This window comes from Thermosulfuriphilus sp. (assembly GCF_054026695.1).
This window is the reverse complement of record NZ_JBPMLP010000041.1, coordinates 1-12,857: the sequence shown is the minus strand read 5'-3', so window position 1 is coordinate 12,857 and position 12,857 is coordinate 1. Positions and strand designations below refer to the sequence as shown.

The following is a 12,857-nucleotide window of genomic DNA, read 5'->3' as shown; positions in this document are numbered from 1 at the left end:
AGGGGCTTTCTATCTGAGGCCCGTTGGTTGATTATCCGGACGATCAGCCCCTCGCAGTAAATCTTTCCGTTGAAAGGCTGGCGGACAGAAAAGAGATAGGCATCTTTGCGAATCTCCCGACGCAGATAAGGGAGACACTCTCTTTTGAAGACTTGGATCTCAAGGGTGTTTAGGAGTTCAAAAGGGCGGAAATCAAGGTCTCGGCCCCCTCCCAAGAGATGATCCTTGGTGGGCTGTCTTTCAAGGAGGGCGGCGATGTCAATGGCTCCTCGAGGCACGGTCCATAAAAGGGTGATGAACTTGGCCGGAGTAAGCTCCCATCGGGGAGGGGCCTTGAAGAAGACTCCCCCTTTATCGCTCAAGATGATCTCCTTGTAGTTAGGATTTTGCCCCCAGCTGTAACGTCTGAGGTTATACTTAATGGCTACATCAATGAGCCCCAGGCAGACACCAGTAGTCTCCAGGGAAATGGTCTCTGACGTCCGGCTTACTGGGATCTTGTTCAAGGAGACGAGGTGTTCCCAAAGAGCCTCGGTGAGCCCTTCTTTAAGTTGGGAGAGATTGGCCAGCTGAGCCTCCATTTCCTTGAACCGGCTCTTCGAAGGCCTTTTGAGTCTGGCGATATAGGCCTCTCGCCATCGCCTGAATGATTCAGGATTGCGGTAAAGGTCTAACTCTTCATAGGCCAAGTTAAGGGCCACTGCCATCTCTGCCCGTCTTTTGGCTGAAATTCTCTGACTCAGATCAGGATGGCAGAGCCTTTGGAGGGTTCGATAGCAGGCCTTTACCAAATCAAAAAGGGACTCCTCGTCAAGGTCTCGGGCCATTTGGGGGGTTATTCCCAGAATCTCAAAAGGATTTTTACCCATTATCCAGACATTTTAATTCCCGACAAGGCCCTTCGCCAACTTTTCTAAATGGGGCCAAGGGGGTGGCTTTGCCCCCAAAAAAGCCCTTAATCTCTTAATTACTGTCCCTATAGGGGCAATTGAGTACTTGACAATAGGAAAACCAACGTGATAACAAGCTCTCTACCCTAGCAAGACGCCAGTTTTTTCGAGAGGAGAGATCCCATGATCGAAGTCAGGCTCCATGGACGTGGTGGACAGGGGGCGGTTACCTCGGCGGAACTGATCGCCATCGCCGCCATCAACCAGGGCAAATATGCCCAGGCCTTCCCCAGTTTCGGCCCTGAGAGGCGGGGGGCTCCGGTGGCTGCCTTTGTCCGGGTGAGTGATGAAAAGATACTTACCCGAGAAAAGGTCTACACTCCGGATATCATCCTTGTTCTTGATCCTTCACTCCCGGCCATTGTCAAGGTGACAGCTGGTCTTAAGGACGATGGCTGGGCTATTGTCAATTCCCACAAATCTCCAGACGAGATTCGGGAGATGCTTGGTTTTAGTGGTCGAATTGCCTATGTAGATGCGACCAAGATTGCTATGGAGGTCTTAGGGCTTCCGATAACCAATACCACCATGCTCGGGGCCCTTATCAAGGCCACGGGCTTGGTTGATCTTGGCTATCTTGAGGAGGCCTTGGAACACCGTTTTGGCCGTCTGGCCCCCAAGAACAAAGAGGCTCTCCATCGGGCCATGGAAGAGACCAAAGTTTTGGAATAGAAGGAGTGGACAAGATGCCTAAGGATAATGCAATCATTGGCTGGAAGAAGATGCCTTTCGGCTTTTACATTACCGAGCCGGGCAACTCAGCCAACTTTAAGACAGGTGACTGGCGGAGTCAGCGTCCGGTTCTGGACAAGGAGAAATGTATCCGCTGTGGGATGTGTTATATTTTTTGCCCTGAGCCGGCCTATGAGCCCGATGATGAAGGTTATTTTATCGTCAACCTCGATTACTGTAAGGGCTGCGGCATTTGTGCCAATGAGTGTCCCAAGGGGGCCATCACCATGGTTATGGAGGAGGTTTAATCATGTCGAAAAGAGTTGCCATGGAGGTTTCCATAGCCATTGCCGAGGCCGTGAAGATGGCCAAAGTGGATGTAATTGCTGCCTATCCAATTACGCCGCAGACCCATATCGTCGAACACCTGAGCGAGGTGGTGGCCAACGGTGAGCTCGATGCAGAATACATTACCGTTGAGAGTGAGCACTCGGCCATGAGTGCCTGTCTAGGGGCGTCGGCTGCCGGGGCGCGGGTCTTCACCTCAAGCAGTGCCCAGGGGCTGGCCCTGATGCATGAGATTCTTTTTATAGCTCCCCCTCTTCGGCTTCCAGTAGTTATGGTGGTGGCTAATCGGGCCCTTTCGGCCCCGATCAGTATTTGGAATGATCACGGCGACATTATGGCCCAGAGGGATATTGGCTGGCTGATGACCTTTGCCGAAAACGGGCAAGAGGCCTTTGATTTGACTCTCCATGCCTTTCGAGTGGCTGAAGATCGGCGGGTTATGCTCCCTTTTATTGTCAATATCGATGGTTTTACCCTTTCTCACGTCATAGAACCCATTGAGATCCCTGATCAGGAGCTGATTGATCGTTATCTGCCCGCCTATAAACCAAAATTTAGACTTGAGCCCCGTAAGCCTATCTCCATCGGGGCTGTAGGTATCCCTGAGGTCTATATGGAGGCCAAAAAAGCCACTGATGAGGTGGTCAAGAACGCCCGAAAGGTAATTCTTAAGGCCTGGAATGAATTTGAAGAGATATTTGGGAGGCGCTATCAGCCAGTAGAGACCTATAGAGCTGAAGACGCAGAGGTTCTTATTCTCATTATGGGGTCTTTGGCCGAGACAGCTATGACTGCCGTGGATAAGATGCGGGAGGCTGGTCAGAAAGTTGGTCTGGTAAGGCTTCGTCTCTGGCGGCCTTTTCCTGTTATGGAATTTCGTAAGGCTATTTCTGGGGCCAAGGTTTTGGCGGTAGTTGATCGAGCCTTGTCTCCAGGGGCGGTAACTCCGCCAGTGGCCTCAGAGGTCCGTTCTGTTCTCTACAATGCCCCTAAACGGCCCAAGATCTTTAGCTTCATTGCCGGCCTGGGAGGACGGGATGTAACAGTAGAGACCTTTGAAGAAATCGCAGACAAGGCTGCTTTTTATGCCAAGAAGCGGCCCAAAGAACTCTATGAGATGATTGGGGTGCGGGAGATATGATTGCAGAATTCGCTAAATTCAAGGGATTTTCACCGAAGAATCTTCCTAAAGAAGAGCCTTTTGCCCCGGGACACCGGGCTTGTCAGGGCTGTGGCGAGGTTTTGGCCTTAAGGCTGGCCCTTAAGGCCTTGGGAATGAATATCATCGCCGTGAGTGCCACGGGTTGTATGGAGATCATCTCCTCGCCCTTCCCGCAGACGGCCTGGAGGGTACCTTGGATCCACATCGCCTTTGAGAATGCAGCGGCGGTGGCCTCTGGAGTTGAGGCGGCCATTAAGGCTCTTCAGCGAAAGGGGCGCTATCCCAAAAAACACGTTGACGTGGTTGCTTTTGCCGGGGATGGTGGTACGGCGGATATAGGCCTTCAGGCCCTCTCTGGAGCCCTGGAGAGGGGGCATGATTTTGTCTACATCTGTCTGGATAACGAGGCCTATATGAATACTGGTGTCCAGCGTTCAAGCTGTACCCCTTATGGGGCCATGACTACCACCAGTCCGCCGGGGAAGAAGAGCTTTGGTCAGGTAACCTGGAAGAAAAATGTTCCGGCTATTGCCGTAGCTCACGGAATCCCTTACGTAGCTACGGCTACTCCGGCCCATTTTCTTGATCTGATGAACAAGGTCAAGAAAGCAGCTCTGGTTAAGGGGCCGGCCTATGTTCATATCTATTCTCCTTGTCCCACCGGGTGGGGTACCCCAGGGGCCAGTTCTATAGAGTTGGCCAAATTGGCTGTTGATACCCGGATCTTCCCTCTCTACGAGGTAATTGAGGGCAAATACTATATTTCCCGGAAGGTAACCAAGCCCAAGCCGGTTGAGGAATATCTTAAGCGTCAGCGTCGCTTTCGTCACTTAGGTGATGATGTAATCGCTCAGATTCAGCGTCGGGTGGATGCCGAGTACGAGCGCCTCTTGAGGTTGGCCGAGTCCTAGGTCTTAAGAGTTAGGCTATCTTGGAAAAAGAAAAAAGGGGCCTTAAGGCCCCTTTTTTCTTTTATCCCCTTACAATTTTGAAAAAAGATTTTAAAATTGGGTTTAAAGTAAGGTCCTGGTCTGGAGGTAATGGCAAGCGGAAAACTTTACGGAAATACGGCTGGCCTTAAGCCAAGTGAGATAAAAAGACTGGAGCGTCTTTATCGTCGTCGAGTTCCACCCGCCTATATTATTAGTCCGGAGTTGGCCCGAGAGCTAGCTGGTCTTTCCCGTCAGATCCGAAGGCAAATCGGCCTCATGATCGATCGGCGGGGAGAGATCATCTATGTAATCGTGGGTGATAACCACCAGATAGTCATTCCTTCTCTTAGTCGCTATCGGGTAGCCGAAGGGCGGTTGAGGGGGCTGCGCTGTATCCATACCCACTTGGCTGAAGCGTCCCTGAGTCAGGATGACCTTACCGATCTGGCCCTCCTGCGCCTTGACCTTATGGCTGTCATCTGTGTTACCCAAGACGGCCTTCCAAACAGAGTCTATGCTGCCCATCTCCTGCCGACAAACAACAACGGTCGCCACTACGCCGAGCTACCTCCGAGACACCCGGCCCATCTTGAACCAGATTTCCTGGAACTTGTTTCTTCTTTGGAAGAGGAGCTGGCCAGGAGACGTCCGGCAAAGGAAGTCTTGAAAGGAGATCGGGCCATCTTGATCAGTGTTTCTACTAAACCAAGGGCTCTGGTAGAGGAATCTTTGGCCGAACTCAAGGAGCTAGCCCGGACGGCGGGGGTTACTGTTCTTGATACTATTGTTCAGAGACGGGATCGGATAAATCCCAAGTTTCTCATGGGTCGGGGAAAGCTCTCGGACTTGGTAGTTCGGGCCCTGCAACTTTCGGCCAACCTTTTGATCTTTGACCAAGAGCTTACCCCCTCGCAGATGCGTTCTATTACCGACTTTACCGAACTGAGGGTGATTGATCGAACCCAGCTTATCTTAGATATCTTTGCCCAAAGGGCCCGGAGTCGGGAGGGTAAGCTTCAGGTCGAAATGGCTCAGTTAAGGTATATGCTCCCCCGTTTGTCTACCAGGGATGACGCCCTTTCCCGGCTCACAGGAGGCATCGGTGGTCGGGGGCCAGGAGAGACCAAGTTGGAGGTTGATCGCCGGCGGGTAAGGGAGCGCTTGGCCAGACTGGAGCGTGAACTTAAGGCTGTCCGGGCCGAGCGAGCTTTACGCCGCAAACGTCGCCAGCGACGTCGTCTACCGGTGGTCTCCATTGTGGGTTACACCAATGCGGGAAAGACCACTCTTCTAAATACCTTGACCAAAAGCGATCTCCTGGCTGAAAGTCGCCTTTTTGCCACCCTTGATCCAACCAGCCGTCGGCTCTATCTGCCGGAGATAAACTCTTCGGTCATTATTACGGATACTGTAGGTTTTATAAGAGAGCTTCCGGAGGATTTGCGCCGGGCCTTTCAGGCTACCCTAGAGGAGCTCTACGAAGCCGATCTTCTCCTCCACGTAGTGGATGTAAGCCATAATTCCTTTGAAGAGAGAATGGAAGTGGTGGATAGCCTACTTGAAGAGATGGGGCTTGGAAGCCTCCCTCAAATAAAGGTCTTTAATAAGATTGATCTCCTGGAAGACTCTTATGTCAGGGCTATTGTCCGAAGATATGGGGCTGTAGCCGTCTCAGCCCTAAATCCAGAGAGTCTTTCCCCGTTGCTTGAGGTAATTGTTCAGAGACTGTCCTTGATGGGAGCCAAGAGGGTTGAGATTTCAAGCAATTTTTAACTTTTTGTCAACTTTATAGAATTGGAAGGCTCTGCGATCATTGAAGTCTAAAAAATTCCGTTTTCTTCATGAGTTAGCACAAAAATATCAATCTTGACAACCAATTCCCCCTATGCTAAAAAACTTTGGATTATCTAAATGAGTGAAGGCTCATTTGGTAAAGGTTTTTGGTTTAAATAGGGCTAGGTCCTGTTTGGTTGAATAAAAATTTTTAGGAAAGGGGGGGTGTATGTAAGGGGAGAGTGTTGGCTTTTGTTGCTTGTTACATTCTTGATCGGAGATGATTTCGATTATCTTTAAGGCTTTATTTTTTAAGGAGGAGTAGGCTATGGGCACATTAACAATGGATACGTTGATAACTTTCGCCATTATTTGTGGCTTTCTGGGGGTTGCTTACGGAATTTTGACAGCCCTTTGGGTTGTCAAGCAGGAGGCTGGCAATGAGCGGATGCAGGAAATCGCTGCCGCCATTCAAGAAGGGGCGGCGGCCTTCCTGGCCAGAGAGTACAAGACAGTTGCCATTGTCGGAGCCATTCTCTTCATCCTTCTCTTTAAACTTGGAAAATGGGTGGCTATTGGATTTCTTATTGGTAGCTCTGGCTCAGCCTTGGCCGGCTATATTGGGATGATGGTCACTGTTCGGGCCAATGTCCGTACGGCCCAGGCTGCCTTTAAGGGGCTTTCCGAGGCCCTCAAGCTTTCCTTCCGGGGTGGTTCGGTTACGGGAATGCTGGTTGTCGGCTTGGGTATTCTGAGTATTGCTGTCTATTTTGCTATTCTTAAGGCTGTTGTTCCGGCTGAACATCTCGATGAGGCTTATCATGCCTTGGTGGGCCTTGGTTTTGGTTGCTCTTTGATGAGCGTCTTTGCCCGTATTGCTGGAGGGATTTACACCAAGGCGGCCGACGTGGGTGCTGACCTAGTCGGTAAGGTTGAGGCTGGCATTCCGGAAGATGATCCCCGGAACCCGGCGGTTATTGCCGATAATGTGGGCGACAATGTTGGTGACTGTGCCGGTATGGCTGCCGACCTCTATGAGACCTACGTGGTGACCATTGTGGCCGCTATGCTTTTGGCTAAGACGGTCTTTGGTCCCCACAGTCTCTGGGTTACCTTTCCGCTTCTGATTGGTGGGATCTCCATCATTGCTTCGATCATCGGTACCTATTTTGTCCGCCTGGGTAAAAGCCAGTATATCATGGGGGCTATGTATAAGGGGCAGGCAGTAGCCGGTATCTTGGCAGCCATTGCCTTCTATTTTGCCTCCAAGTGGTTTATCAATGCTCTGCCTCCGGGACCGGAGAAGGAGATCTTCACTCCGGGGGCTATCTTTGGGGTAGCTATCATTGGTCTTTTGGTCACCGCAGCCATTATCATGATCACTGAATACTATACCTCTAAGAGCTTTGGGCCCGTCCAATACATTGCCAAGGCCAGCGTTACCGGCCACGCCACCAATATCATTGCTGGTCTGGCTGTCTCCATGAAGGCTACTGCTGGTCCGGTGCTGGTGATCTGTGCGGCCATCTTGGGGGCTTATAAGCTTGGCGGAGGTTTCTCTGGAACTCCCATGGGGGCCAAGGCTGGCCTTTTTGCCATTGCTCTGGCGGCGGTCTCTATGCTCTCCATGACTGGTATCGTCGTGGCCGTTGATTCCTATGGTCCGATTACGGACAACGCCGGTGGTATTGCAGAGATGGCCGAACTTCCGGATTCTGTCCGGGATACGACCGATCCTCTTGATGCCGTAGGTAATACCACCAAAGCGGTTACCAAGGGTTATGCCATCGGTTCTGCTGGACTGGCAGCTCTGGTTCTTTTTGCTGAGTATTCCCGGGCTTTTAAGACCCCGGTATCCTTTGAGCTGGCAGATCCGCGGGTCATCGTGGGGCTTTTTATCGGTGGTCTTCTGCCCTACTATTTTGCGGCTCTTTTGATGGAGGCCGTGGGTAAGGCCGCTGGTGGTGTTGTTGAAGAGGTTCGTCGGCAGTTCCGGGAGATTAAGGGCATCATGGAGGGGACAGCTCGTCCTGAGTATGGTCGGTGCGTGGATATCGTCACAAAGAGTGCCATTAAACAGATGATGATTCCGGCCCTTATACCGGTGATCTCACCGGTATTGGTTGGGTTCATTATGGGGCGTGAGGCCTTGGGAGCAGTGCTCATTGGCTCCATCCTTACCGGTCTCTTTGTTGCCATCTCCATGACTACCGGCGGTGGTGCTTGGGATAATGCTAAGAAATATATTGAAGATGGTGCTTATGGTGGTAAGGGCTCTGATGCTCACAAGAGTGCTGTCACCGGGGATACGGTCGGTGATCCGTACAAGGATACCGCTGGGCCGGCCATCAATCCGATGATCAAAGTCATCAATATCGTGGCCTTGCTTATTGTGCCTCTTATTGATAAAGGTTAAGGTTCCTTAAAAGGGGAGGCGATCGCCTCCCCTTTTAAATTTTGCTTATTATTCCTTACAGGGCTTGTTAATTTCCCAACCTTTGGTATTAATAGCCTGCCCCGATTTTTTCTAATAATCTTATTAGATTAATCAGTCTTAAAAATTAATTATTAAATCTAAGGAGGCTAAAGTGTACGATACCTCTGATCTGCGCAAGGGTCTTAAGATCGTCATTGATGGAGATCCTTACGTGGTGGTGGATGTTGAATTTGTCAAGCCTGGTAAGGGACATGCCATGTATAAGACCAGGCTTAAGAATCTCATCACCGGCTATGTTCTTGATAAGACCTATCGGTCAGGGGAGAAACTTGAACCTGCAGATGTTGAGGAAGTAGAGATGCAGTACCTCTATAAAGATGGTTCTACTTACTATTTTATGGATAATCAAACCTATGATCAGATACCTGTAGAAGAAGAAGTTCTTGGAGAAGCAAAGAAGTTCTTAATAGAGAATATGAATGTAGAAGTTCTTCTCTTTAAGGGGAGGCCGGTAGGTATTAATCTGCCCAATTTTGTGGAACTTAAGGTCGTCAAGGCTGATCCCTGGCTTAAAGGAGATACAGTCGCTGGGGCGACCAAACCAGTCACCCTAGAGACAGGCCATGAGATTCAGGTGCCCCTGTTTGTTAAAGAAGGCGATGTTATCAAGATAGACACACGCAGTGGTGAATACGTCGAACGAGTTAAGACCTAGGCCGGATCCAGCCCGCATTATCTTGCGCTCCCGGATTATACGGGCTATCCGACATTTTTTTGAAAAGGAAGGCTTTATAGAGGTATCAACCCCCCTGCTTGTCTCTACCCTGGCTCCAGAACCACACATTGAGGCCTTTGCTGTTGGAGATCGCTTTCTGATTACCTCGCCAGAGTTGAACTTGAAGCGTCTTCTGGCCGAGGGATTTACCCGTATTTTCCAACTTGGACCGGTCTTTAGGAAGGGGGAACGGGGCCGTTATCACCTTCCGGAGTTTACTCTTCTTGAATGGTATCGGGCCGGGGCCGATTATCGAGATCTTATGGATGACTGTGAGCGTCTTCTGCTCTTTTTGCTTCAGGAAATAAGATCAGGCCGGGAGCTGGTCTATCAAGGTAGGCGACTTGACCTCAGTCTGCCCTTTGAAAGGCTCTCGGTCTTGGAGGCCTTTGAGCGGTATGCGGGCTGGCGGCCCGAACCTCCCATCGATCTGGAGCGTTTTTATCTGGATCTGGCCGAAAAGGTTGAACCGGCCCTGAACAGGGACAGACCAGTATTTCTTTATGATTATCCGGCTCCGGTAGCGGCTCTTTCCCGGCTTAAGCCAGGAGGAAAACTGGCGGAAAGAGTAGAGTTCTACCTGGGAGGACTTGAGTTGGCCAATGGGTTTTCTGAGCTTACTGATCCTGAAGAGCAAAGTAGGCGCTTTCAGGAAGATCTGAAAATCCGTAAGGATCTGGGAAAGCCCCTTTATCCCTGGCCAGAGGCTTTCCTCAAGGCTCTGGCCCACTGTCCTGAGGCCGCCGGGATGGCCCTTGGGGTTGACCGACTCATTATGCTCTTTAGCGATGCGGCAAGTATAGATGAGGTGGTCGCCTTTGTCCCCGAAGAGGTCTAATCGAACCTTACCTTCGGGACCTCTTCGACCCCCGTGGGGGCCTGGAAAGGCTCTTTGGGGCTGTAGCGGAGCAGAAGCTGGTTGGTCAGATTGTTAGGAAAGATACGGATAGAGACGTTGAACCTCTCTACCGCCCGGTTGTAACGAACCCGGGCAACATTGATACGATTTTCCGTCCCTTCCAGTTGATGAAGAAGGTCCCGGAAAAGATCACTTGAACGTAATTCTGGATACCTTTCGGCGACCATAAGGAGCCGGGAGAGGGCCGTGGTAAGTTCCCCCTCGGCCTTGGCCAATTTGGCCATAGCCTGTGGGTCAGAGGGGATCTCGCCAGATAGTTTGATCTCCCCCACTTTGGCTCGGGCCCTGGTTATGGCCTCAAGGGTTTCTTTTTCGTGTTTAGCGTAGGCCTTAACTACCTCCACCAAATTGGGAATAAGGTCATGGCGTCGTTGAAGGGCGGCCTGAAGGTCTGCCCAGGCCTTCTTGACAGCCTCATCGTTGCGTTGGATCTGATTATAGCCGCAAGAGGAGACTCCGCTGATAAGGATCAGTATGATCAGCACTTGGAGAGTTTTTCTGATGGTCATCCTCCACCTCCAGGGTCTAATTCAGAGATAATTATCGTATTTGCTTGAGAAATTCAGCCTTAATTAAGAGTCTATTCCTTCTAACCTATTTAGGAGATAAAGGCCATACCAGGTAGTCTCTAAGAAGGAGATCCCACCTGGGGCCCGGGCAAAGCCCCCGTTACCCCTCTGGCAGGAGAGAACATAGGCCTTAAGGGCCTTTGGATTTCTGGGACCTTGGCTAAGATATTCCAGGGTCCGGAAGGCAAAATAAGTATTCTCTAGAAAAGAGGTGGTCCCCGGGTGGAAACCAAAGCCTCCGTCAGGATTCTGTGAATCGATAATCCAATCAAGATAGCCATAAAGCTCTTCGGGGTCTTGGGTCCAGGTCAGGAGGTATAGGTCCCGAACGACAGAGACCTTAATTTTAAGGGCCTTTTCTTTTAGTTCCTTAAGAAGGCCCGGAGCGTGCCCGATGATCTTGGCTAATCGTATAAGATAGATTACCTCTGTTGAGATGGGTTCGGTCTGGGGCCGCTGGATAAGAAACGCTTTTAGCTCTGCTGGCAGGGGTTCCTCTAAGGCTTTAAGGGCCCAGGCCGCCATAAAGGTTATTGAGGCCAAGCCCATACGTTCGAAAAGCTGCCTTTTGAGCCACTCCTTGGTGGCTTGATGGTTGGATTTGTAGCCCATAAGCCTTAAGGCCCTTAAAGCATAATAGGTGTCCTCTACCGTGGCTGGTAGCTTGGGGGTGGCCCCAAATCCCCCTCCGGCCTTCTCTCGGGTTAGGATAAACGGGGTCACCTTGGAGACTATCTCGGGAGACATAGATCCTAGAGCCTCTCTACCTCCTTTTGATAACCAGAAAGCTCTTGTCTTATTTCCTCAATGGCTGCCAGCCGGGCCGAAAGACCACTTAGGGTCTGGGAGACCTCCCGTTCACTCCGATTTTTAAGACTTAAAGCCCGGGCCAAGGCTTCCCTTATGGCCGTAAGGGTAAGGTCTATTTTTTCGTCAAGTTTCTTGCGGAACTCTTTGGTTGTAAAATCTATCCGTCTGATCAGATCGTAGCGGACCCGGCCACAATGTCTCTCAAAGCGGTCGGCGATGGTGGATCGCATCCTTCTGAGGATGATTCCCTTGGCTAAAAACATGGGCAGCGCCGAACGAAGGGAGAGTTGAATGAGTTCAAGACCAACCGGATCCTCGCGAAGAAGGAAGTAAAAATCGCTTTTTCCGGTGAGCTTTTCTACGGTGGTGAATGGCTTAAGATCTATATCAAAGAGATCAGCGGCCAATTTAACGATACTTTCGATTATCTGATTGGTGCGTCTAGCCAGTTCTAGGTAGATTTCCTCTAACTCTTCGGCTATCTCTTCTGATTCCTGGTTGCGGAAAAGAGAAAAAAGTCTTTGTATCTCTCCAAAGACAAAATTCTCCATTTCCTTTTCTAATTCTCGGCTTGAAAGTCCTCGGGAGCTTTTATCCATAAAGATCCTTTCCAGCTCTTTTAAGAGTTCTGGCAATTGGACCTCTTTGAGCCGTTGGAGATCTTCATCCAGTGAATCCTTTAATCTTTTGACCTGACCCTCGAGAATGAAGTTCATCTGTTCTCGATCTTTTTCAATAAAGCGGGCCTTTTCTTCGAATTGATCGATCTTTTCCTGAAGTTTTTCCAAAGAAAGTTTAGTGGCCTCTTGTTCTAGTTTGTAGGCCAAGGTCTCATCGGCAAGGTGTCGGAGGAGATTTCCAATGACTGCCTGGAGAAAGGCCTTGCCCTTTTCTTGGTGGAGGAAGGAGCGCAGGTCTTTTTCAAAGCTTAAAAAACGAGACTCTTCCAGCCTTTTTATGTTCCCTTTTAGTTTAGCCTCCAGGGCCTCTTTGGCGGAGACAGGATAGATTTTAATTTTCCGTCCCAGGTCCTTTTGGAGAATATCTTCGGTGAAGGCCAGAGCCTCAGCCAGGTCGGTCTCTCCAACTAGGTCGATCTTGTTGAGGACAAAAAAGATCTTGTCCACATGTTCACGAACATCTCGAAGAAATTGATGTTCGGATCCGCTCAATGGGGGATCGGCTGTAAGGATAAAGATCCCAGCATCGACACAGGGCAGATAGGCATAGGCGACATCGGTGTTATGTTGATAAACGGAGCCGACTCCCGGAGTGTCGATAATCCTGACTCCATCCTTAAGGTATTCAGAGGGATAAAAAACTTCCACCTCTTTGACCCGAAGCCTATTGGCCGGATTTTTCTTCTAGGTGACAAACTCCGGGATGCGAGAAGGAGGGATCTCTTCCCGACGACCGTCAAGATAGTGAACTACAGCCTTTATTTTCGGACCATAGCGGAGAATAGTAACGATGGCCGTTAGGGGAACAATGGCCGTGGGCAGAATTTCTG

General features: G+C 50.3%; 12 protein-coding genes. 8 read left to right on the top strand and 4 right to left on the bottom strand.

Annotation, left to right across the window (positions count from 1 at the left end; all coding sequences use genetic code 11):
- The coding region (locus tag ACXJJX_RS06700; protein ID WP_456433424.1) for a J domain-containing protein at nt 1-869 on the bottom strand (869 nt) is incomplete at its 3' end.
- A 204-nt stretch (nt 870-1,073) separates the two neighbouring features.
- Between ACXJJX_RS06700 and ACXJJX_RS06695 the strand changes: the two genes are divergently transcribed.
- From ACXJJX_RS06695 to ACXJJX_RS06660, 8 genes are all read left to right on the top strand, one after another.
- Nucleotides 1,074-1,622, top strand: a complete 549-nt coding sequence (locus tag ACXJJX_RS06695) for a 2-oxoacid:acceptor oxidoreductase subunit gamma family protein (protein WP_456433422.1) — start codon at nt 1,074-1,076, stop codon at nt 1,620-1,622.
- Nucleotides 1,623-1,636: 14 nt separating this feature from the next.
- On the top strand, nt 1,637-1,930 hold the full coding sequence (porD, locus tag ACXJJX_RS06690) for a pyruvate synthase subunit PorD (protein WP_456433420.1): 294 nt from the start codon (nt 1,637-1,639) through the stop codon (nt 1,928-1,930).
- A gap of 2 nt (nt 1,931-1,932) precedes the next feature.
- Nucleotides 1,933-3,111 carry a pyruvate ferredoxin oxidoreductase gene (gene porA, locus ACXJJX_RS06685; RefSeq protein ID WP_456433418.1) on the top strand — a complete coding sequence of 393 codons (1,179 nt, stop codon included), beginning with the start codon at nt 1,933-1,935 and terminating at the stop codon, nt 3,109-3,111.
- Nucleotides 3,108-4,043, top strand: coding sequence for a pyruvate synthase subunit PorB (gene porB / locus ACXJJX_RS06680; protein ID WP_456433416.1), 936 nt, complete (start codon nt 3,108-3,110; stop codon nt 4,041-4,043). The genes porA and porB overlap by 4 nt, the downstream gene beginning before the upstream one ends.
- 129 nt (nt 4,044-4,172) lie before the next feature.
- Entirely contained in the window at nt 4,173-5,837 is a 1,665-nt protein-coding gene (gene hflX / locus ACXJJX_RS06675) for a GTPase HflX (protein WP_456433414.1), read from the top strand.
- 328 nt (nt 5,838-6,165) lie between these two features.
- Nucleotides 6,166-8,253, top strand: a complete 2,088-nt coding sequence (locus ACXJJX_RS06670; protein WP_456433412.1) for a sodium-translocating pyrophosphatase — start codon at nt 6,166-6,168, stop codon at nt 8,251-8,253.
- Nucleotides 8,254-8,425: 172 nt separating this feature from the next.
- Entirely contained in the window at nt 8,426-8,989 is a 564-nt protein-coding gene (efp, locus tag ACXJJX_RS06665) for an elongation factor P (protein ID WP_456433410.1), read from the top strand.
- Nucleotides 8,961-9,887, top strand: coding sequence for an amino acid--tRNA ligase-related protein (locus ACXJJX_RS06660; RefSeq protein WP_456433408.1), 927 nt, complete (start codon nt 8,961-8,963; stop codon nt 9,885-9,887). The genes efp and ACXJJX_RS06660 overlap by 29 nt, the downstream gene beginning before the upstream one ends.
- Here ACXJJX_RS06660 and ACXJJX_RS06655 read toward each other — a convergent pair.
- From ACXJJX_RS06655 to ACXJJX_RS06645, 3 genes are all read right to left on the bottom strand, one after another.
- A complete protein-coding gene (locus tag ACXJJX_RS06655) occupies nt 9,884-10,471 on the bottom strand; it encodes a LemA family protein (protein WP_456433426.1) in 588 nt (195 codons plus the stop codon). The genes ACXJJX_RS06660 and ACXJJX_RS06655 overlap by 4 nt on opposite strands.
- Nucleotides 10,472-10,540: 69 nt before the next feature.
- Nucleotides 10,541-11,284, bottom strand: coding sequence for a prenyltransferase/squalene oxidase repeat-containing protein (locus tag ACXJJX_RS06650; RefSeq protein ID WP_456433406.1), 744 nt, complete (start codon nt 11,282-11,284; stop codon nt 10,541-10,543).
- Nucleotides 11,285-11,289: 5 nt separating this feature from the next.
- Nucleotides 11,290-12,675 carry a dynamin family protein gene (locus tag ACXJJX_RS06645; RefSeq protein WP_456433404.1) on the bottom strand — a complete coding sequence of 462 codons (1,386 nt, stop codon included), beginning with the start codon at nt 12,673-12,675 and terminating at the stop codon, nt 11,290-11,292.
- Nucleotides 12,676-12,857: the final 182 nt, after the last annotated feature.

Excerpts from the sequence above, each read along its gene's own strand:
- ACXJJX_RS06695 (WP_456433422.1), top strand. The coding sequence starts at position 1,074 with ATGATCGAAGTCAGGCTCCATGGACGTGGTGGACAGGGGGCGGTTACC.
- porD (WP_456433420.1), top strand. The coding sequence starts at position 1,637 with ATGCCTAAGGATAATGCAATCATTGGCTGGAAGAAGATGCCTTTCGGC.
- porA (WP_456433418.1), top strand. The coding sequence starts at position 1,933 with ATGTCGAAAAGAGTTGCCATGGAGGTTTCCATAGCCATTGCCGAGGCC.
- porB (WP_456433416.1), top strand. The coding sequence starts at position 3,108 with ATGATTGCAGAATTCGCTAAATTCAAGGGATTTTCACCGAAGAATCTT.
- hflX (WP_456433414.1), top strand. The coding sequence starts at position 4,173 with ATGGCAAGCGGAAAACTTTACGGAAATACGGCTGGCCTTAAGCCAAGT.
- ACXJJX_RS06670 (WP_456433412.1), top strand. The coding sequence starts at position 6,166 with ATGGGCACATTAACAATGGATACGTTGATAACTTTCGCCATTATTTGT.
- ACXJJX_RS06650 (WP_456433406.1), bottom strand. The coding sequence starts at position 11,284 with ATGTCTCCCGAGATAGTCTCCAAGGTGACCCCGTTTATCCTAACCCGA.